This is a genomic window from Nitrospira sp., assembly GCA_016715825.1.
Taxonomy (GTDB): domain Bacteria; phylum Nitrospirota; class Nitrospiria; order Nitrospirales; family Nitrospiraceae; genus Nitrospira_D.
In genome coordinates, this window is sequence record JADJXO010000010.1 from 81,933 (window position 1) to 100,829 (window position 18,897).

Below are 18,897 nucleotides of genomic sequence, written 5' to 3' on the forward strand. Positions count from 1 at the left end.
GCAGTCCCCGTAATGCGCGAGAGTGATCGTAGTCATTGACCCCATCCAGACTGAAAACCTGCCCTCGAGTGGGATCCGTGATCAAGGCCGCATTGATCCAAGGTGCCGTCCTGCGCGTGCCCGGGCTGCGTCATTGCAGGGTTGCCGTCGAAGGTGTAGAGGGCCTTGGAGATTGGCATCAAGATCCAAGGAGTAGAGTGTTTGATCGTAACTCGTGATGGTGAACGTATCGCTCCCGCTGTAGTCGGCTGTAGGATCATATTGCAGACCATCCAGCGCAGCATTGATGTCTTCTACCGTGCCTGAGAAGGTCATGGTGGCATCGCCCGTCCCGTCACCGGCTGTGAAGGTCAGGCCGGTCGTGCCCGACAACGTCACAGTGCCGTTATTGACAGCTACGGTGACGACCAAGGGTTCACCGGCATCGTCGGCAATGGAGATCAGATTGCCGTTGGCGGCATTGAAGGTGAGCGTCGTGTCTTCGTTGGTGCTCTGCGCCCCCGGCACCTGGTTGACCGGCACGTCCTCGAGATTATTGACTTGAATCGTCAGGACCTCATCATAGGTCAGCCCGCCGGAATCGGTCACCCGCACGGTAATGTTGTGAGTCGCGGACGATTCGTAGTCGAGCAGTGAACTATTCGCCACCGTGATTTCCCCTGTGGACGTATTGACGGCAAACCGTCCGCCGGCAGAATCGGTGAGGCTGAAGCTGAACGTCTCACCGGCATCGGGGTCTTGTGCCGTCACAAAACCAACGTAGCTGCCGTTGGTGCTATTTTCATCAATCGACAGTTGCGCATTCACGGTACCTGCGGTGAATCCCGTCCCGCTGGCATGCGCGATGCTGAGGTTATTGCCACTGACGATATCGACGACCTGACTAGAGCCATCGAAGCCATCCATTTGCCAGTTGGCCACCAGGCCGACGGCAGCGGCTTCGGCCGGTGTCAGGTCGAGCTGTTGCTGATAGTGCTGGGCGATCTCACCGGCGGATCGCACATCGTTCCAGATGCGGACGTCATAGATGGTGCCGGAGAAGCATTGAGACGAATCATACCCGCTATCGAGGCCATCCTGCTCTTGACCAAAGACGAACTGACCATTGGTCGTGTCCAGCGCGGTTCCCACACTGAGCCCGGTACCCGATTCGATGTGTGCGCCGTCGATGTAAACAGACCAATTACCGGCGGTGTTATCCCACGTCACCGACAGCGTGTGGACGGTACCGTCCACCAGGGCTGCCCGGTAATCGATCGCACTCGCATAGGCCACGGTACCGGCACCAAAATCGATCTCAAGGTTATTTGACGGGTCGTCAAGCTGAATGCTGAGCTCATCGCCGGCGGGGTTGTTGAAGGACATGAGCACCGTCTCAAGCGGCGTATCAGTTGCGGCGAAACGAATCTCTACCGTTGTTGCGTTCAGCGACTGTGATAACCCGGTATCCGAGATCAGATAGGCATCATTTCCGCCATCCGTATTGAGTTCGATACCGGTAGACAGATCCGTCGGGGCATCGTTGACCGCCGTCACGGTGATCGGTGAGGGTATTGAGCACTATCGTACGTGCTGTTGCTGTCGCGCACGGAGAACGTGAAGCTGGTGTAGCCGGTACCGTTGGCATTCGCCGCCGGGGTGAACACGAGGTTGCCCGCTGTAAGATCCGCCACGGTCACCACTTGCCCCGCTGTCACGGCCACACCCGAGAGGGTCAGGGTTCCGGCCCCCGGCAGCGCATCGATCCGCACGGCGTTCAGGCTGTCACCCGCATCCACGTCACTGAACCCGAAGTTGGCGGTGGTGAGGATGTGTGACGAGTCTTCGTTGATCGTCACGGTGGCATCGGCCCCGGTCGGGGCTTCATTCACGTTGGTCAGATTGATCGTAAACGTCTCGTCGTAGGTGAGCCCGCCGCTATCCGTCACCCGCACGGTCACCGTGTGGCTGATCGCCGCTTCATAGTTCAGTAAGCTACCGTTGGCCACGGTGATCTGGCCTGTGCTGCTGTTGATCGCAAACCGGCCGCCCGCGCTATCCGTGAAACTGTAGCTCTTCGTATCGCTTACATTGGGGTCTGTCCCGGTGACTGTGCCGACGATGGTCCCGTTGGCCGCGTTCTCTGCCACCGTGTTGGCTGAGAGACTCAAATCGGTGGGAGCGCTGTTTGGCTCCACCGTCACAGTGACTGTAGCCAGCGCGTCTCCAGGACTATGCAGATTCGTAACCTGGGAAGCACTCAGCGCATAATCATAGACGGCAACTGAGTCCAAGGATCCGCCGAAAAATCGGGTAGATTCCAGGTCCTGTCTCGCACCGAGATAGGCATCCCCACTCGGATTGATACCGTCCTTTCCACGTGCTGAATCCGATAATTTTAAGTCGCCATCGAGATAGACATTCATACCGGCACTCGCACTTATCGTCAGCGTGTAGGTGTGCCATTGTCCGTCACCAACGATACTGCTGACATCGAAGCTCGTCGTCGCTGGTGCAGAATCATTGGTATCAAGTACGCGCGTGTAGAGCAGTGGCCCCGTGCCTCCCGTTTCACCAAGAAAGACATTGATGCTGTTCTGTGTATTAAACACGCCATGGCTGTAGAGGTACTGATACGATGTACCGCTCAAATCATCGACTTTGAGCATGAAGGATAGAGAAAAGTCCGAGGTATAGGTGACATCCGGAAGCGTTACGTAGTCGTTGACTTCATCAAATGACAACGCACTACCGTAACGGCCTTCCACCGTTGTTGCCCCGTTGACCACCCCAGTCGAACCTCCGATGAGGTCCGTGGCATCGCCGTCGAGTCGCCAGTAGTGTGTTGGAGCCTCAGATGAGTCGGCAATGAGATAGTTAAAACTGTCAGCGCCTTGGTAGTTGGTATCAGGAGTGTAGGTCACCGTCCCATCGAGATTGTCCGTCACCGTCCCATTCGCTGGAACGGTGTAATCCAACACCGTAATGGCGTCGCCCTCTGCGTCGGTGTCATTTGCAGCTACGCCGATGGTCACTGGAGTGTTCACCATCGTGATCGCTGAATCATCGTTGGCTTGCAATTCATTAAGGTCCGTCAGATTAATCGTAAACGTCTCGTCATAGGTCAGGCCTCCCGAATCAGTAATTCTGGCCGTCACCATATGACTGGTGGCGCTCTCATAGTTCAGCAGGCTGCCATCGGCCACGGTGATCTGGCCCGTGCTGCTGTTGATCGCAAACCGGCCTCCCGCACTGTCGGTAAAGCTGTAGCTTTTCGTGTCGCCGCTGTCGGGATCGGTGCCACTGACCGTCCCCACCACCGTGCCGTTCGCTGCGTTCTCCGCCACAGTATTTGCCGAGAGCGTCAGATCTGTCGGCTCATCATTCACCGCCGTGACCGTTATGGCTACGGTGTCCGAATCAGTCAAATTCACATCATTGGCTAAAGTCGCAACCTCCGTCGCACTGAGCGCGCGGTTGTAGATGCGCGCGTCGTCGATATTCCCGGCGAAGTCGGCCGTCGTGCTGCCGTTGCCATGTTTACCAATGAATGTGTTCGCACCCAGGGTGTATGCGATCGAACTCGTGTTCGTACTGCTTGCGACAACGACGCCATCCAGATACAACGTGGCGCTGTTGGCAGCGTCATTGAACGCGTACGCCACGTGATGCCAACCCGTGCCGGTTAATGAAACGCTGGATGTGGTGAAGTTCCAGCTACTCCCGTTGTACATGAACGCCTCAAGATTGCCCCCGCTGCTGACGCGCAAGCTCACGCTGTCACCGAGGGAGATCACCTCCGAACCCGTGGTATCCGTCCCCGTCACATTCACCCAGGCAGCCAGCGTCACATTCGCCGGGTTACTGAATTTTCCGGAAATCTTCGATAATCACGCGCCATCAAGGCTGAGCACCTGGCCGCGAGTGGTGTCTGTCACGTAGGTCGCATTGCCCCCCAGTGTCCCGTTTTGGGCTGTACCGGACGCCACATCGTTGGCATTTCCTTCGAAGGTGTAGCGCCCTTGGAGATTGGCATCGATATCCAGCGAAACCAGCGTACTGTCACGAGTGCCAATCGTCAGGGTCACATTCCCGCTGCTGTCGGCAGTGGGAGTAAAACTGGCCCCGTTCAACGCGTTATTGATGTTGGTCACGGTGCCGCGTAGGGTCATCGTCGTATCGGCTGTCCCATCGCCAACAACAAACGTCAGGCCGGTCGTCCCCGCTAGGGTGAACGTCCCGCTCGTGACCGAGAGAGTGACCTCAGTGGTTACACTACTGCCATTAGGATCAGTGATGGAGATCTGATTGCCATTTCCCGACGAGAAGACCAGATTCGTGTCCTCGTTCGTCGTCTGACCACTCGGCACCACATTTATCGGACCATCGCCGACAGTTATTGTCACGGTATCGGCATGACTCGTCGTACCGTCGGACACCACCACCACAAAGCTCAATGTCCCGGTCGCAGTCGGGGCGGTGAACGTTGGGTTCGCCGTATTGGCGTTATTCAATGTGACCCAGGTACTTCCGTCAACTTGAGTCCATTGATACGTCAGCGTGTTCCCATCCTGGTCCGAACTCGCGGCCGCCGATAACGTCACCAGAGAACTGGTCCCGACGGTTTGATCAGGCCCCGCATCGGCGATGGGTCCGTGGTTCCCGCCGCTGACCGAGGTAATAACGTTCTCTATATTGGAATAGTTGATGGTGAAGACATCCCCTCCACCACGATCGACCGTGATGGTGCTGCCATTATTCGTAATCGTCGCTGAGGCAAACTCTGACAGGTCGATGGTATCCGTCCCAGCGTCTCCATTTACCGTGATCACGTCTCCACTCTGCGCACCGGTGAACCGGAAAATATCGGACCCTGTGCCACCGGTCATCGTGTCGTTCCCGCCGCCACTGATGAGGACGTTGGCGATCGTCGCACTCCCTCCAAACAATTGATCGTCTCCCGTCCCACCGAGGATGACATCATCCCCGCTATCTCCGGTCAGCGTGTCGTTGCCTTCGCCTCCGATGAGCGTATCGTTCCCGGACCCTCCATAGAAGACATCGTTTCCCGCACCGCCGTACATCGTGTCGGTTCCACCACCCGCAGAACTGGGAGAGTTGTTGGCAGAATCTCCGATGTAGATCTGGTTGCCCGATGATGGACCGCTGATAATGGCCCCGGTCGCAGCATCCCTCCATGTTTCTGCCAGCAACCCTTTCCAGTTGGCTTGAACCTCATCCGTCACCACGATCGTGGTTTCGATAGTGCCGATATGCGTCTCCAGAACCCAGTCGCCTCCAAACTCGGCATAGCCGGTGTCATCGGTGCTGGCTGCGACATCGGCGCCAGTCAGCTGACTGAGCAGCGTGGCTGCGTCTTGTCCGACTTGGCCTTCGGCAAAGTCGCACCCATAGACGAGAATATCGGCCTTCTGGGAGAGGGCCTGCTGGATGGTTGCAAGTTCGTCAGCATACTCGCCCGTCATGGACTCCTGTGTGAGTGTGCCGGTGCCGAGATTCAGTTGGCCTTCCGCTCCGTGGCTGATGAGGTGGATTGCATCGATGCCGGTGCGCCCAGAGAGAGCTGCCGCGATCTGCTCGACCCCATCCTGCCCGCTGTCGAGCATGATGACTTCGATATTCGAATCCAATCCGCTGAGGAGCTCCTGATAGTTCGGCACGGTGGGATCGACGAAGACCACTTCGGTCGTCGACTCACCCGGGCTGTAGGAGGCAATGGCTTGGAGCAGGTCTTGCGACTCCGTCTCCGCTGCAGTCGGCTCGCCTCCGCTCCCCTCTGAGGAGACAGCTGACTCGGCTTGCTCCTGCGCAACCTGTTCTTGATTCACTTCTGCTGCCGTGGCGGCAGCCGCGGCGTCAAACATGAGGCGGGATTCAAGGGAGAGGAGCGACGCCTTGACTCGAGACGCCCTCGGAGCCGGTGGGGTCGCCTTGGGCTTGCGATCTTGTTGTGGGGCTTGTCGTTTTTTCGTCCAAACATGCGTGGCCCGTCTTTATGGCAGAGATGGCGCTTCAGGTCTTCATCGGTTTTTCACGGCAAGGGCTGGAGATCCGATTCAACGCTTGCAGGTATTGGTCCTGTGAGGAAACTCTAGAGACGGCACGAATGGGCACGAACCACTATCAACGACCAGAACGCGGCTCGTGAGCCTGTGATGTAGGTGCGGAATGCGTTTTGACGACACAAAGCGGCAACCTAAGGAACCGACCTCTCTACTGGTCAGAACCCGCTCTCCCTCACCAAGGTGGCGACCACCTGGTCCCAGGCCCGTTTAGCCATGCTGGAGGGTTGTGCTTCGATGTGGACGTGACCAGCCAAGACCTGATCAGGCTGCAAGGGGTCATCCAGACTCAACCGCACGCGATAGACAGAGACCTCCGGTTTGAGCCGCCCCTTGTCGTCTTTTCGCACCGGCACGTCACCTCCGTAGACGGAGGCCAGGTACGGCACCATGAACTCCCGCTCATCGACCTCTGCAATGTGGGTCACATGGGCCCTCACCGAGGGTCTGGTGAGGTCCAAGGGGATAAATTGTGCGGCCTGTCCCACCTCAACGTAGGCAAGCTCATCGACCGGAACGAAGCTGTCGATCTCAGCGTGGCGCTCATCGACCAGATAGGCAAGGGGGACTTTCTGATCGATCCACCGCCCGACGGTCAGCGAATCGGCTCGATCCCGTACGATTCCTGTGATGGGTGCCTTCAAGGCCATGGTGTCTCGTTTGGCCTCCAACCCCTGGAGCTCAGCCAGGCCCGCCCGTAGTGATTCCCCGATGACTTGCCGCTGATCCCGGTCCTGCCCATAGCCCGCTTGGCGGCCAAGCCGATAGTCCCACATCGCCACTTTGGTTTCCGCCAACCGTACCTCCTTCTCCAATGCCGGGTTCTCCAACACGAGGAGCGCTTCTCCTGCCTTCACCATCTGCCCATCATGGATGAGCACCTGTTGGATCCGTCCAGGAGTCGGCGCGAAGATCGTGGCATAGGAGGAGGCTTGGAGTACGGCAGGGATCGAGATACTGATGTGCAACGGCACAAAGCCGAGTGCCAGTACCAGGCTCACGCACGCGGTCGTTACCCACGTCCGTGGCGAAGCGGCATAGACCGTTCGATTCTGCCACCAGGCCGACACTTCGCGCACGATCGGGAGCGCAATGAACCACACGATCTCAACGAGAAAGAGGATGATGCCCAGCGCTTTGAAAAAGTAGTGATAGACCATGAGCGCGATGCCGGTAAACAGGATGAGGCGGTAGGCCCAGACCGCCCATGCATAGACGACCATTGTCTGCCGCATACCGGCCGACACCGCCTCGGGTGGTGCGTTCTGGTGGCCGAACAAGAGGACCCGCAGCTTCCATTGTCCAAACGCAAACGATCGGTCCTGGAGATTGGGGATCCCTAACCCATCCGCGAGCACATAGTAGCCGTCGAAGCGCATGAGCGGGTTCAGGTTGACGACGAGGCTCATGGCCAAACTGGTCGTGGCGACGATGAATGCGATGCTGCGCAGGGTGCCCTCCGGCAGATAGCCCCAGGCAAAGAGGGCGACCGCGGCCAGCCCCAGCTCGGCGATGACACCGCCTGCGGCGATCAACAACCGTTTGCGCTTTGACGTCAGGCGATAGGAATCTGAGACGTCGGAATAGAGCACCGGCATCATCACCATGAAGGCGAGACCCATGGTCGGCACACGACACCCGAACCTCGTCGCGGTGTAGGCGTGCCCCAGCTCATGGACCACCTTCACCGTCCCGAGCGAGAGGCTATAAAGGATGGCTCCACGCCAGGTGAAGAAGTAGAGAAAGGTCGAGACGAAGGCATCCCATTGGCGAATGACGTGCATCATCCCAATGAGTCCGAGGGCTCCGAACGCCATACCGGCGGCTGCCGTATACAGCGGAGCCACGAGCGGCAAGGTGGATTGCAGGAAGTGATGTGGATGCACGAGCGGGATCTTCACGAACAGATAGTGATGGACCAACCACATCAGCCAGTTCTGGTTGCCGGCCTGGGCCTGGGTCTGATAGTCGGTGTGCTTCCCGCTGGCGGATTGTTCGGTTAAATTGTTCGTGTAGAGAAACTTCACCAGGTCTTCCACGTCTTCGAGAGTCGTACGACAGGTCGTCTCTCGCTCCATCGCGGCATGGAGCTTTTCCATCGACCCGGCTTTCCATCGTTGGATCATCTGATAGACCGGCCATTCGATCTGGAAATAGCGATTCCGAACCGGATCGACGATGGTCCACGTCGGGATACCCTCGGGGGTGGGCGTGCCTCGGTTGAATTGGAGGTTTGTTCGAAGCGGTGGGAGTTGGCGTTCCTGCGGTTTGGCGCCCGGTCCGCCCGGCGGTCTCATCGCCTACCACCCCACCCATTGGCGAAGCGCGGTCAAGGGACGGCGCAACAACAGGTAGGCGAGCGGGCCCTGCTCGCCGTACACCTTGGCGGTGCCTTGCCATCCGATCCGGATGCGAGGATCCGGTTGCGTAAGTTGCGCCGTCACGCGGTAGGCGATGACGTCACCGGGCAATACTTCCGCATTGTAGCTGGCATGCGTGATGGTCGCTGGAAATGACTCCAGCGCCAGCGCATTGAGAAAGACGAGGGCCTCGGCTCCCTCCTTGAGCACAATGGCATCCGCAACCGGCAGATCGATGCGGAGTTCGATCCGTTTAGGGTCGGCGATCTCCATGATCCGCTCCCCGACGGTGACCGGTCGACCGATCCAATCGGCCTTGTCCGAATAGAGCAGCAAGCCCGACTGGGGCGCGATGACTTCCACCTGGTCGAGCATGTCCTTTGCGTAGTTCAGTTCGGTCTGTCGGAGATCGACCTCGGCATCTTTCAGTGGGACGTCCGCCTTTCGTTGCGGATCGCCGAATCCCGCTTGGATGGCTTGGCTGTGCTCGGCTCGGGCGACCGTCAATTGCTTCTCTGCGACAAGGAATTGGTTGCGAAGGGTGGTGTCTTCATAGCGGAAGAGCGCCGTCCCGGCCTGCACTATTTGGTTGGGGTGCACGAGCACGTCGGCAATGACTCCATCGATCGGTGCGCTCACGACGACAGGGTCTGTGGCCATGACCTTGACCGGCGCGACGGAGGAAATCCGGATCGGGAAACAGAGTGCTGCGACGAGGGCCGCCGGGAGCAGCCACCAGGTCGGTTTCTTGATCGTCTTCGACCATTTGCGCTCCTTCTTCGACAGTGCCTTCCACGCATAGGCATAGCTGCCGGCCAACCGATGGACGATGGCGACATCATTTTCCTGCCAGGGAAAGTCCCGCTCGAACCACCACACTCCAAGGAGCGTTTCGTCTGGATGTTGCAACGGGCACCAAAACACATGCCCCTTCACAAACTCTCGCCAGCCACTGCGCAGCGAACTGGGGAGTAGGTCTTCTGTGACGACCATCGGCTGTTCACTGGCGGCTCCAGCTTGGCGTAAGGCCTGAACCGCCTGCTCGAGCCACACGATCATCGGCGCATCACGATCGACGACCGCCACACTCGACGCATTCAATACGCGATAGGCCTCATCCTGCTGTCCGGCACTGCTCAACAGGAAGGCCTGTTCGTAGGGAATCAGCCGTCTGGTTTCATTGACGGACAGAAATTGCAGCTCTTGGATGGTTTTTGCGGCGCGGATCTGCCCTTCCAGATGCGTGAGGGCCGCTAAATGGATCAACGTGGGGATCTGTTGTGCCGTGGGTTCAACCGTCGTTGTCATCGTGTCCGACTACTTTTCAAATTGTGCCGTCCCGCTCATACCCGCCAAGACTTCCGGCGGTAACTTTTCAAACCTCCCCATCACCTTGATCGTCTGACTCGCCGCATCCACCTCGGCTCCGATTTCTTTGACCAGGGCTGGATAATTCAGGCCGGTCTCATCCACCCTGAACGTGAACGGGGATCTTCGCTTGAGCCAGGACAGGGACGAGGAGGGCACCACCAGCTCGATTTCGAGGCTACTGTCATCGAGGAGGCTGATGAGCTTGTCGTTCGGGAACACATTCTCATGCGCATTGACCATCACGCCGACCACACGACCGCCGAATGGGGCGGCAATCGTGCACCCTTTCACGTTGACCGTGGCGACACGGATCGCAGCGGCGGCCTTCTTGGCTTCGGCTCCCGACGTGTCCAGTTCAACCTTACTGATCGCGTTGAGTTTGCCGAGTTCGAGGTTGTTCCTATACACTTTGTCTCTCACCTCATGCTCGGCCACCGCAGCCGCGAGTTCTGCGCGGTACTTGTCGCAGTCGAGCTGGACCAGCATCTGCCCTTTTTTGAATCGTTGCCCTTCCTTGTACGGCAGCTCGCTGATCCGGCCCTGAACCTGAGCATGCAGGACCGCCTGCGCCGCCGGCTTGACGATTCCGCGCACAAGACCAGCTTGTACTGGGACGATTTGGGCCGCCCGCTCGGCCTTCGCCCAACCAGCGGAAGAGGCTCCCACCACGAAAGCCATGAAAGTCATCAGCACCAATTCTTTACTGCGCCACCAATGTCGCATGAGCTCCGACCCCCCTTTCTGCATTCGACATTGTGAGCTGACTGGATTCCCAATAGGTTCTAATCGACTTCGCCAGTTGCGCGACGCTTTGCTCACCCACGCTGACGGGAAGCGTTTCCTCTCCCTGTGACGACAGCATCGTGGCATAGGCTGTTTCCAGCCCTGAACGTGCGGCATCCAAGCGTACCTCTGCCGCGACGTCGTGCACTCTTTCTCGGATCATCGTAAGATCCGTCGCACTGCGTGTCAGCCACAAATTCTTGGTCTGCTTTACGATCTCCGCCTGTGCTCGCTGGTAGTTCAGAGCCTCCTGATATTCTTCCCGAGCCTGAACGAACTGCACCGCACTGACATGCACTTCCGTCAAGATGGAGAGGCTCAACGCCAAACTTTGCGCATCCAACATCTGACCGTGCGCGTCGATTGCTTTAAGCTTGGCCGGTGTTCGAAAGACCGAGAGCAGGTTCCAACTCACTTGGGCGGCATAGGTGAGCCAGTTTTGATAGAGCAAGAAGCTGTTGCTGTTATAATATCCGCCGAATGAGAGTTTGAGACTGGGGAACAACTCCAGAAACACGGCCTTCGCCTCCTTAGCATTAATCCGCTTTTTGTAATCGATCGTTCGCAGCTCAGGCCTCAACAGCAGTGCCAGCTCCTCCATTTTCTGCGTATCGAAGTTACCCACCGGGATAGCGGTCTCCTGCGGTGGCATGACCAGGTCGAACAGCGTTCCAGGAGGCAGTCCCATCATAGAGGCCAGTTGTGTTTTCGCCGTGCTGAGTTCTCGATAGATCCGGCGCACCTCCCGTTGGACATTCAGGAGGTCTCGTTGGTAGTTCAGTGGCGTCAACGGAGCCTGCAGTTTGCGATCGACGATCTGCTGGGTACTAACCAACGCCTTTGCCACCGAGTCGTTCAAGAACTGGATCCGCGGGAGTACTCGTTCCGCACTCACTGCTTTCCAGTAGGCGCTTCGGACCTCCTGAACCAGACGAACGGCAATCCGCCGTTTTTCTTCCTCTGCAATCATGACGTTGTCGGCTGCCTGCTGCGCACGCACGAACGACAATCCAAAGTCCAGCACATCCCAACTCAGCGCCAGGTTGCTGGAATAGACGTTTTTTTCTGACGACGTAAAGGGTTCTACCGCTTGACGTCCAGTGACGAGGGATCGCCCCACACCGCCGCTGAAATTGTTACGCCCGTCGAACCCGGCGTTGGCGGACGCTTGGGGGAGTAAAGAATAGTGTGCAATGTTGAGCTGCTGATGAGCCAGTTGCACCTGAATCGCACTGACCTTCGCATCCAGATTGTACTTCAAGGTACGCGCGACGGCCTCGTAGATATCAATCGGCCCCGTGACCGGCTCTTCAATGGATGAAATGGCTTGAAAATCTTTCACCGCTCGAGCCACTACTTCCTGTTTGCTCAAGGCATGCGGTTTAATGAGACACCCACTCAGCGCGAGCAGCGATACCGAAACCGCGACAACCCGCAACACCACGACTGCCGTCACATTTTGCCTATGCCTGAGTACAATCATGGCCCCTATGGCAGACTCCGTTCCTCACACAAGGTTTACCGGTACCAGTATCGGCTGAGGTGAGGAAGAACTTGATCAAATGAGCATGAACAGGGCTAAACCATGCGGAGTTAGTACGGAGACGGACCCCGGGGTCTTCGCCCACCTTCGGGCCGGACTCCTCCACACGAAAAGGAATGAGGGCTGACCTCTGGAGGTATGAATAGAGGCCTCATGCTGTGGGTGAGCTCTTCACAGAGCAGAAACAGGCGGGATACTCGCCTCGCAGACCTGGCTCCCCTCCTTCAGAGTTACCTCCTCCAGATGTAGCTCATCTTCAATTCTGCGGCTATCTTTCTCACTGTACGCATGAAGCCACAAACCTTTCGCAAGGAGAACCGACATGAGTTGCTCACGTTGCCAAGGCCTGATGATCCAAGATCACTTGATGGACTTTGATGGTACCATTGGCCATATGTGGGCCAATGGATACCGTTGCATGAACTGCGGAAATGTGCACGATCCGGTCATCGAACAACATCGCCGAGCCAGAAGACACCAGGCGCTGACCCTCCAGCATAGCGAACACGAAGCCGAAGAGGATGAATCCATCCCTGATTCTGAAACCGTCATTCTGCGTGCGGCCTGAGTGGGCCGTGGGGACACCGTTGTCACAACTGCAGTGATCAAGAAAAGGAGAACTATGGCTTCCATTTTGCTCGTCGATGATGACGCCCCAATTCGAACCCTATTGCGTCACATCCTTGAAGAGGATGGCCATCAAATTCGGGAGGCCCCGAACGGTGAAGTCGGTCTTACGCTCTACCGGGAAGCCCCTGCCGACCTCGTCATCACCGACATCTTGATGCCGGAGCGAGACGGGATGGAAGTCACGCTCGCCCTGACACAGGAATTTCTCGATGCCAGAGTCATTGCCATCACAGGGGCCACGGGTGATCAGAACTTTCTCAACGTCGCGAAACTCTTCGGCGCACGACGCGTGCTTCGGAAGCCCTTCACACCGGACGACATCCGTCGAGCCGTACAGTACACGCTCGACCATTAAGCAGGCCACATGCATAGACCTGAGTTGCAAGACCTTCTAGGTCTCGTCCGGGGGAGAGAGAACGTCCTACCGCCTTTACTTCTCCGTTGGCCTTTTAGGTTCTGAGGCTTGTAACGGCCATAACGACCCTACCAGCATACCGATTCCAGCCATCAGAAACCCAATGAGTTGAGGTGGCCAGACATCGGTTGGCTGATAGAATAATTCCCCCACCAACCAGCTCGTCAGGCCGGAGATAATGGCGACCAGCGCTCCTTGTGTTGTGGCCTTCTTCCAATAGAGCCCTGCGACCAACGGAATAAAGGCCGCCACAAGAGTCACCTTATAGGTACTCACCACGAGCGTATAGATGGTGGCTTCCGACCACAATGCGATGGTCAACACCACCGAAGCAAATACCAGCAGGACCACTCGCATCAAACGGAGGAACTCCGCATCATTGACAGGTGCGCACATCGGCCGAATGACGTTCTCACTCAACGCGACCGACGGAGCGAGTAGAGTGGCACTGGAACAACTCATCACCGCAGACAGCACCGCTCCAAAAAAGATAACCTGTGCCAGGAGCGGTGTGTGCTCCAGGATAAGTGTCGGCAAAATGAGCTGGGAATCCTGCTCCAACAGCGCTCCAAACTTGGCTGGATCAATCAGTGTCGCGGCGTACGCAAGAAACATCGGGACAAAACAGAACGCAAAATAGAGTATTGCCCCCAGTAACGAACCCCTGACAGCTGTCTGTTCGTTCTTCGCAGAGGTAATCCGTTGGAACACATCTTGCTGTGGGATCGACCCGAGCATCATGGTCATCCATGCTCCGATAAAGGGAATCCATGCCGCAACGGTGGGCGGTGGAAACAAGTCCAATTTCCCGGCTGCGGCCGCGTGTGAGATGACGGCAGGAACTCCGCCGGCCATCTCCCCGACGATTGAGGCGATATAGAGCAGTCCTCCCATGATCACCGAAATCTGTACAAAATCGAGAATCGCGACTGAGAACATGCCTCCGAACGTCGTATAGGTCAGCACAATGGCGGCGCCGATCACGATGCCCACCGACTGACTGATCATCCCCTCCGTCACGACATTGAGCACCAGACCGAGCACTTTGAATTGGGCGGCAACCCAACCGAGATACGAGGCGACGATGCAGAGCGTGCAGAGAACCTCGATGGTGCGGTTATAGCGATACCGGTAGTAATCGCCCACCGTCAGCATGTTGAGTCGGTACAATCGTGGCGCGAAAAACAGTCCGGCAAGCATCAGGCACATGCTCGATCCGAAGGGGTCGGCCACGACGCCTCGCAGACCTTCTTTCACAAAGGTCGCCGAGATGCCAAGGACGGCCTCAGCGCCGAACCAGGTGGCGAATACCGTGGCTATCACGATGGCAAGTGGGAGGGACCTTCCGGCGACGGCAAAGTCCTTTGAATTCCGTACACGAGTCGCGGCGAAAAGTCCGATACCGACCGACAGGATGAGATAGAGAATGACGAACCAGAGGACCACGCGAGGCAGGATAAAGCCAACCCGGCCTACAATCAATTAGTATTCATAATCCTGTATAGGAAGGAGATGAGATGCGAGTGGACAAAACCGGGATGAATGAGATCGAGCTATCGCCCTTGAACCACCCTCTAGAACGACCAGTATCGCGACGCTCCCAACACAAGCCGACATCCGACCAGAAAGAGCTCGCCCTGCGATTCAACAGGTATGGTCCTTGTCCACTGCACCTCGTAGAGGTTCAAGGAATGTTCCCACCGAGTTTCCGCGACATCCAGCTCGATATATTGCCGGAATCGCGGTTGTCGCCCCATCAGAATCAAGATCCCGTGCTCACTTCGGTTAAGACAGTAGGCCTCACCCTGTTCAATGGTGAGTGCCTGTTTGTCGGTTGATTCACAGAGCCCATAGGCACAGACCTTTTGTTCCTCGCACCGAGCTTCGCGTCGGCGAGAAGGAAATGGAATCACGTTTTGATGGGCTATACCAGCCATGGTTCTCTGGGTTTTGAGATTTCCCGGTCGGTATCGAGAAATCTCACCACGAACAACTTTTGTGCCGGTACTTGGTTCCATGTGTTCCTCCGCCATCCATATATTATATTGAAATCGAGTTATGGATAAGATGACAGCAAGGGTCATGCCCTTGGGCTACCCTCCCCGCACCTATACGAATTCCTTAGGAATATGCTTCCACTACTTCAAGCCAGTATTCCGATGAATTTGGTAAGCGAAGGGAGATTGATTCACTCCTCCGATGGATAAATACTGTATGTCGTTAATTTCACAGGAATTCCAAATGTGTATTCAAAAGCATACGGTTCGGAGCGGTTTCTCCTCGCAGAAACCTACACCAGGCACATTCTCCACCTCCCATAGACACATATAGGTCGAGCAAACGCCACGGCTTCCTTCCCTACGATCCTGGCAATCGGCTCATCAGCCAGGCTAATCACACCAACTTTTCCAAGCGGACGCCAAGTAAGCGGATACGTTTTCGGTGTGGGTTTTCACGGCGGTCGAGAAACGGCATCAGCAATTTCAACCCCTCACGCTGTAATACGCCCGGATCACCCGTTGCGGTAGCCAACGTGTGGGCACGCGACTTCGTTTCAAAGTCCGCAAAACGAACCGTGAGCACAACGGTGCGAAACGCCTTAAACCCTTCGAGGGTCAGACGGTCCATTGCCCCTCGAGCCAGGCTGTCGAGCTGAGTGAAGAGTGTGTGGCTGTCGAGCGTATCGGACTCGAACGTTTCCTGTTCACCGATCGATTGTGGCTCGGAGTATTCTTCGACTGGCGAGTCATCGTACCCGCGAGCCTTGTCATAGAAGACCGCCCCCCGCTTTCCCAACAGATGCGTGAGTTGTTGGAGAGATGCATCCCGCAGATCCTTGACGACCCTGATCTCCTTTTCTCGGAGTACTGCCTCCGTCTTAGGACCGATACCAGGAACGACGCGGACCGACAGCGGAGACAGAAAGGCTTCGACCTCCTCCTCACGCACAACCATGAGCCCATTGGGTTTCTGCCATCCCGAAGCAATCTTGGCGATCAATTTATTCGGTCCGATCCCGACAGAAGCCGTCAGCCGCACGTCTGAGACAATCGCCTCTTTCAAGCGGCGACAGATCCGTTCCGCTTCTTCGTAGGATTCCGTCTCGCTGAGATCACCGTACACTTCGTCGATGCTGGCTTGTTCGACTTTCGCGATAAAGCGCCGCACAATCTGCATCACCTCCTCAGACACCCGTGCATACTTTGGCATATCGACCGACACGAAGGTCACCGGAGGCTTGCCGGCACGACGAGCCGCTTCCGACAAGCGCCACGCCGTGGAAATCGGAGTGGCCGAGTGAATCCCATAGGCCCGTGCGAGATAGTTCGATGTGGAGGCGACTCCACGCCCCTTGCCACCGAGCGGGTCTGCCCCCACAACCAGCGGAACCCCACGAAACGCAGGAGTGTCACGTTCCTCAACGGCCGCGAAGAACGCATCCATATCTAAGTGAGCAATAATTCGAGACATATTTACCTTCGAGCCTATCGAAATGGCCTACCGATTACCCGCTGAGGCTGATTGTAAGAAACGGAACAACCTCCTGCACTTCGTCCAGAATTGCCAGTAGATTTTCATGACAGAGACCGCGTAGAATCCGAGGGTAATCCTCGAAAGGTAACCATTCAAGAGGTTCATAGATCCAACACTCGTCATCATTAAGTGAAGGGAGCCAATCGTGAGTTTACGTTGGTTTAATTTTGTCGGATTTCTGATGTTATTTGCTGGCCTCTTTCTCAATGAGCTCGTCTTTCTGAATATCTGGTACGGTGCCAACTATTTCCTGGGTTTTGTTGCGGCTGTTTATTACATAGGTGCGGTATGGCTTTCACTCTGGGGAGGTTCACGCCTCCAGGAAGCTTGACATTCTGCACATGGCAATCCATGACCTGAATCGAGCGTCACAGGCAAGCTTCCTTTTTCTGGTCGTTTTCATGGTGCCGTTCCCTTGATCGATATAGGTCATCCACTGAAGTGAGAAGGCCATCTGAAGAAAGGAGATCACCCATGGGTATGAGTTTTTGGAATTGGCTCGGAGTCGCGATGTTGGTGCTCGGTCTCTTTCTCAACGAGCTCTTCCTCGGGATCAATGCCTGGTACGAGGTCAATCTCGGAGCAATCGTTGCGGGTGTCGTATACCTGGTCGTTGCTATCTCGTTGTCGATCTGGCCGAGTGCCAGCAATCAGAGCGCGTAACGAACGACCCCACATCCTCATCAATCTGGGTTTGACAGAAACTCAGGGTTTGAGGTGTGCCCTCTTTCGTTGCAGCGCAGTGAAACCGGCAGAGAGGTCTGACGGAATTCTTCTTGCCCCTCTTTGGTGTCGATCTGCTTTTGAATGACCCAACAGATGGTGCGGTCTCCTCGTTCCTTCGTTGTTCAACTACAAAGATCTCCTCCGCCTCTGATTTTTGATCTTCCGACACCTCACCAAATTCAGTCATCGGGCTGCACCGATTGCATAAGAACGATCCCTTTTCAGAATCCGTCCCTTCGCACACCGACTCACACAAGAGGGTTGATCTGACAGAACCGATCGACTACGATCTGATCGCTGACAGTTCGTGAAGGCGCTGGGATAACAAGACTTGCAGTCTGACCCGATAGAAGCCTTTTCCAGGTCTGTCTGTAGGATTCAACGGTACGGATAAGCTCTGGTACAACCAGCGATCGGTATTCACTTTTCACCCCCAACAAGAGGAGGAACTCATGGCGGACAAACAGTACAAGCAACTGGGATGTCTGGATGTTCAACCGGGAGGCGGCTGCGGATTCCAGGTGCGGGCAGAGACGGAAGCGGAACTGATGCAGTTGGTCGCGACCCACGCCAAGCAGTGCCACAAACTGGACACGATCCCACCGGAGATGGTGTCCGCAGTACAAGCCGCGGTCAAGACCGTCACAATCGCTGTTTAGTGAGCCTCTGAGTATGCGGCAGGAGCCCTCTCCTCTCCGACAACAAAGGGAGGGCCCCTGCGTCGCTGCAAGCCGAGGGCTGACAGACCGGACCAAGGAGGGCATATGGGTTGGAAGACATTACTCCCACTAGCAGCGATTCTCTTGCTCAGCACCAGCGGCTGCAGCTATCTATTTTATCCCCATGCGAAGGACTTTACCGAGAAAGCAAAGGGGGCAACCGGTCTCGACACGGTCATTAACCTGACCGGTATGGCCGAAGCTTCTGCAAAAGCCGCCAAGGGAGGTATAGGCGTCGATCAAGCTTTTGACGACCTCCATAACCAGTTTCATGCGATCAACGACAGCATCTGCTGCGTTGAGAAATCCGTGAGAGAACGGCCAGGCTATGCCTTAGCCGTCACCCACAAGAAGGAACTCACGGCGATCTTTAAGCGCCTGTGGAAGTTCAAAGACGATCAACCGCAACGAGATCAGCATCTAGACCTTCTCGTATCGGAACTCACGGAGCTACGCGAGACGTTACACACCTTGAGGTAACTGCTGTGGCATCACTATCGCCTGAGCAAGTCATCGAAGGCCAGCGCCAAGACTGGAACCGCGTCGCCGGTGGCTGGGAGAAATGGGATCGTTTCTTCGACGAGCAGATGGCCTTTCTCAATCATCGGCTCGTCGGCGATGCTAGACTTCGCGCTGGTCTTCGCGTATTGGACCTCGGATCGGGAACGGGCTATCCGGCCATTCTTGCCGCCCAGGTAGTCGGCGCCAACGGCAGTGTGGTCGGTATCGACTTAGCCCAGCAGATGCTTGACGC

General features: G+C 56.5%; 16 protein-coding genes. 6 read left to right on the top strand and 10 right to left on the bottom strand.

All coding sequences use genetic code 11. The annotated features are described in order from the left end of the window. Nucleotides 1-81: 81 nt before the first annotated feature. The 7 genes from IPM58_15930 to IPM58_15960 all read right to left on the bottom strand — a co-directional run bounded on the left by IPM58_15930 (nucleotide 82) and on the right by IPM58_15960 (nucleotide 12,059). The gene (locus IPM58_15930; protein MBK9308527.1) at nucleotides 82-1,536 is read right to left on the bottom strand and encodes a cadherin domain-containing protein; all 1,455 of its coding nucleotides are present in this window, start codon (nucleotides 1,534-1,536) and stop codon (nucleotides 82-84) included. After that, entirely contained in the window at nucleotides 1,533-3,830 is a 2,298-nt protein-coding gene (locus IPM58_15935; protein ID MBK9308528.1) for a cadherin domain-containing protein, read from the bottom strand. The genes IPM58_15930 and IPM58_15935 overlap by 4 nt, the downstream gene beginning before the upstream one ends. 39 nt (nucleotides 3,831-3,869) lie before the next feature. After that, on the bottom strand, nucleotides 3,870-5,864 hold the full coding sequence (locus IPM58_15940; GenBank protein MBK9308529.1) for a DUF4347 domain-containing protein: 1,995 nt from the start codon (nucleotides 5,862-5,864) through the stop codon (nucleotides 3,870-3,872). A 356-nt stretch (nucleotides 5,865-6,220) separates the two neighbouring features. Continuing rightward, on the bottom strand, nucleotides 6,221-8,359 hold the full coding sequence (locus IPM58_15945) for an HlyD family efflux transporter periplasmic adaptor subunit (protein ID MBK9308530.1): 2,139 nt from the start codon (nucleotides 8,357-8,359) through the stop codon (nucleotides 6,221-6,223). Between the two features lie 3 nt (nucleotides 8,360-8,362). Beyond that, entirely contained in the window at nucleotides 8,363-9,730 is a 1,368-nt protein-coding gene (locus tag IPM58_15950; protein ID MBK9308531.1) for an HlyD family efflux transporter periplasmic adaptor subunit, read from the bottom strand. Nucleotides 9,731-9,739: 9 nt separating this feature from the next. Next, nucleotides 9,740-10,516 (bottom strand): efflux RND transporter periplasmic adaptor subunit, encoded by a 777-nt coding sequence (locus tag IPM58_15955; protein ID MBK9308532.1) that lies wholly within the window; start codon nucleotides 10,514-10,516, stop codon nucleotides 9,740-9,742. After that, nucleotides 10,494-12,059, bottom strand: coding sequence for a TolC family protein (locus tag IPM58_15960; protein MBK9308533.1), 1,566 nt, complete (start codon nucleotides 12,057-12,059; stop codon nucleotides 10,494-10,496). Before IPM58_15960 ends, IPM58_15955 begins: the two co-directional genes overlap by 23 nt. 382 nt (nucleotides 12,060-12,441) lie before the next feature. Here IPM58_15960 and IPM58_15965 point away from each other — a divergent pair, with 382 nt between their 5' ends. Beyond that, nucleotides 12,442-12,687: a hypothetical protein gene (locus IPM58_15965; GenBank protein ID MBK9308534.1), complete on the top strand. Its 246-nt coding sequence runs from the start codon at nucleotides 12,442-12,444 to the stop codon at nucleotides 12,685-12,687. A gap of 54 nt (nucleotides 12,688-12,741) precedes the next feature. Continuing rightward, the gene (locus IPM58_15970; GenBank protein MBK9308535.1) at nucleotides 12,742-13,104 is read left to right on the top strand and encodes a response regulator; all 363 of its coding nucleotides are present in this window, start codon (nucleotides 12,742-12,744) and stop codon (nucleotides 13,102-13,104) included. 75 nt (nucleotides 13,105-13,179) lie between these two features. Here IPM58_15970 and IPM58_15975 read toward each other — a convergent pair whose 3' ends face one another. From IPM58_15975 to dinB, 3 genes are all read right to left on the bottom strand, one after another. Beyond that, entirely contained in the window at nucleotides 13,180-14,610 is a 1,431-nt protein-coding gene (locus IPM58_15975) for a sodium:solute symporter family protein (protein ID MBK9308536.1), read from the bottom strand. Between the two features lie 128 nt (nucleotides 14,611-14,738). Then, on the bottom strand, nucleotides 14,739-15,182 hold the full coding sequence (locus tag IPM58_15980) for a hypothetical protein (protein MBK9308537.1): 444 nt from the start codon (nucleotides 15,180-15,182) through the stop codon (nucleotides 14,739-14,741). A 376-nt stretch (nucleotides 15,183-15,558) separates the two neighbouring features. After that, on the bottom strand, nucleotides 15,559-16,635 hold the full coding sequence (gene dinB, locus IPM58_15985; GenBank protein MBK9308538.1) for a DNA polymerase IV: 1,077 nt from the start codon (nucleotides 16,633-16,635) through the stop codon (nucleotides 15,559-15,561). Between the two features lie 537 nt (nucleotides 16,636-17,172). Here dinB and IPM58_15990 point away from each other — a divergent pair. The 4 genes from IPM58_15990 to IPM58_16005 all read left to right on the top strand — a co-directional run. Then, a complete protein-coding gene (locus IPM58_15990; GenBank protein MBK9308539.1) occupies nucleotides 17,173-17,361 on the top strand; it encodes a hypothetical protein in 189 nt (62 codons plus the stop codon). A gap of 515 nt (nucleotides 17,362-17,876) precedes the next feature. Beyond that, on the top strand, nucleotides 17,877-18,083 hold the full coding sequence (locus IPM58_15995) for a DUF1059 domain-containing protein (GenBank protein ID MBK9308540.1): 207 nt from the start codon (nucleotides 17,877-17,879) through the stop codon (nucleotides 18,081-18,083). Between the two features lie 105 nt (nucleotides 18,084-18,188). Then, complete coding sequence (locus tag IPM58_16000; GenBank protein ID MBK9308541.1) at nucleotides 18,189-18,623, top strand: hypothetical protein; 435 nt, start codon at nucleotides 18,189-18,191, stop codon at nucleotides 18,621-18,623. Nucleotides 18,624-18,628: 5 nt separating this feature from the next. Then, nucleotides 18,629-18,897: methyltransferase domain-containing protein (locus tag IPM58_16005; GenBank protein ID MBK9308542.1), on the top strand; the 269-nt coding region annotated here is incomplete at its 3' end.

Coding starts and splice junctions, on each gene's coding strand:
- IPM58_15965 (MBK9308534.1), top strand. CDS start 12,442: ATGAGTTGCTCACGTTGCCAAGGCCTGATGATCCAAGATCACTTGATG.
- IPM58_15945 (MBK9308530.1), bottom strand. CDS start 8,359: ATGAGACCGCCGGGCGGACCGGGCGCCAAACCGCAGGAACGCCAACTC.
- IPM58_15980 (MBK9308537.1), bottom strand. CDS start 15,182: ATGGAACCAAGTACCGGCACAAAAGTTGTTCGTGGTGAGATTTCTCGA.
- IPM58_15960 (MBK9308533.1), bottom strand. CDS start 12,059: ATGATTGTACTCAGGCATAGGCAAAATGTGACGGCAGTCGTGGTGTTG.
- IPM58_15950 (MBK9308531.1), bottom strand. CDS start 9,730: ATGACAACGACGGTTGAACCCACGGCACAACAGATCCCCACGTTGATC.
- dinB (MBK9308538.1), bottom strand. CDS start 16,635: ATGTCTCGAATTATTGCTCACTTAGATATGGATGCGTTCTTCGCGGCC.
- IPM58_15940 (MBK9308529.1), bottom strand. CDS start 5,864: ATGTTTGACGCCGCGGCTGCCGCCACGGCAGCAGAAGTGAATCAAGAA.
- IPM58_15990 (MBK9308539.1), top strand. CDS start 17,173: ATGGGTATGAGTTTTTGGAATTGGCTCGGAGTCGCGATGTTGGTGCTC.
- IPM58_15970 (MBK9308535.1), top strand. CDS start 12,742: ATGGCTTCCATTTTGCTCGTCGATGATGACGCCCCAATTCGAACCCTA.
- IPM58_15995 (MBK9308540.1), top strand. CDS start 17,877: ATGGCGGACAAACAGTACAAGCAACTGGGATGTCTGGATGTTCAACCG.
- IPM58_16000 (MBK9308541.1), top strand. CDS start 18,189: ATGGGTTGGAAGACATTACTCCCACTAGCAGCGATTCTCTTGCTCAGC.
- IPM58_15955 (MBK9308532.1), bottom strand. CDS start 10,516: ATGCGACATTGGTGGCGCAGTAAAGAATTGGTGCTGATGACTTTCATG.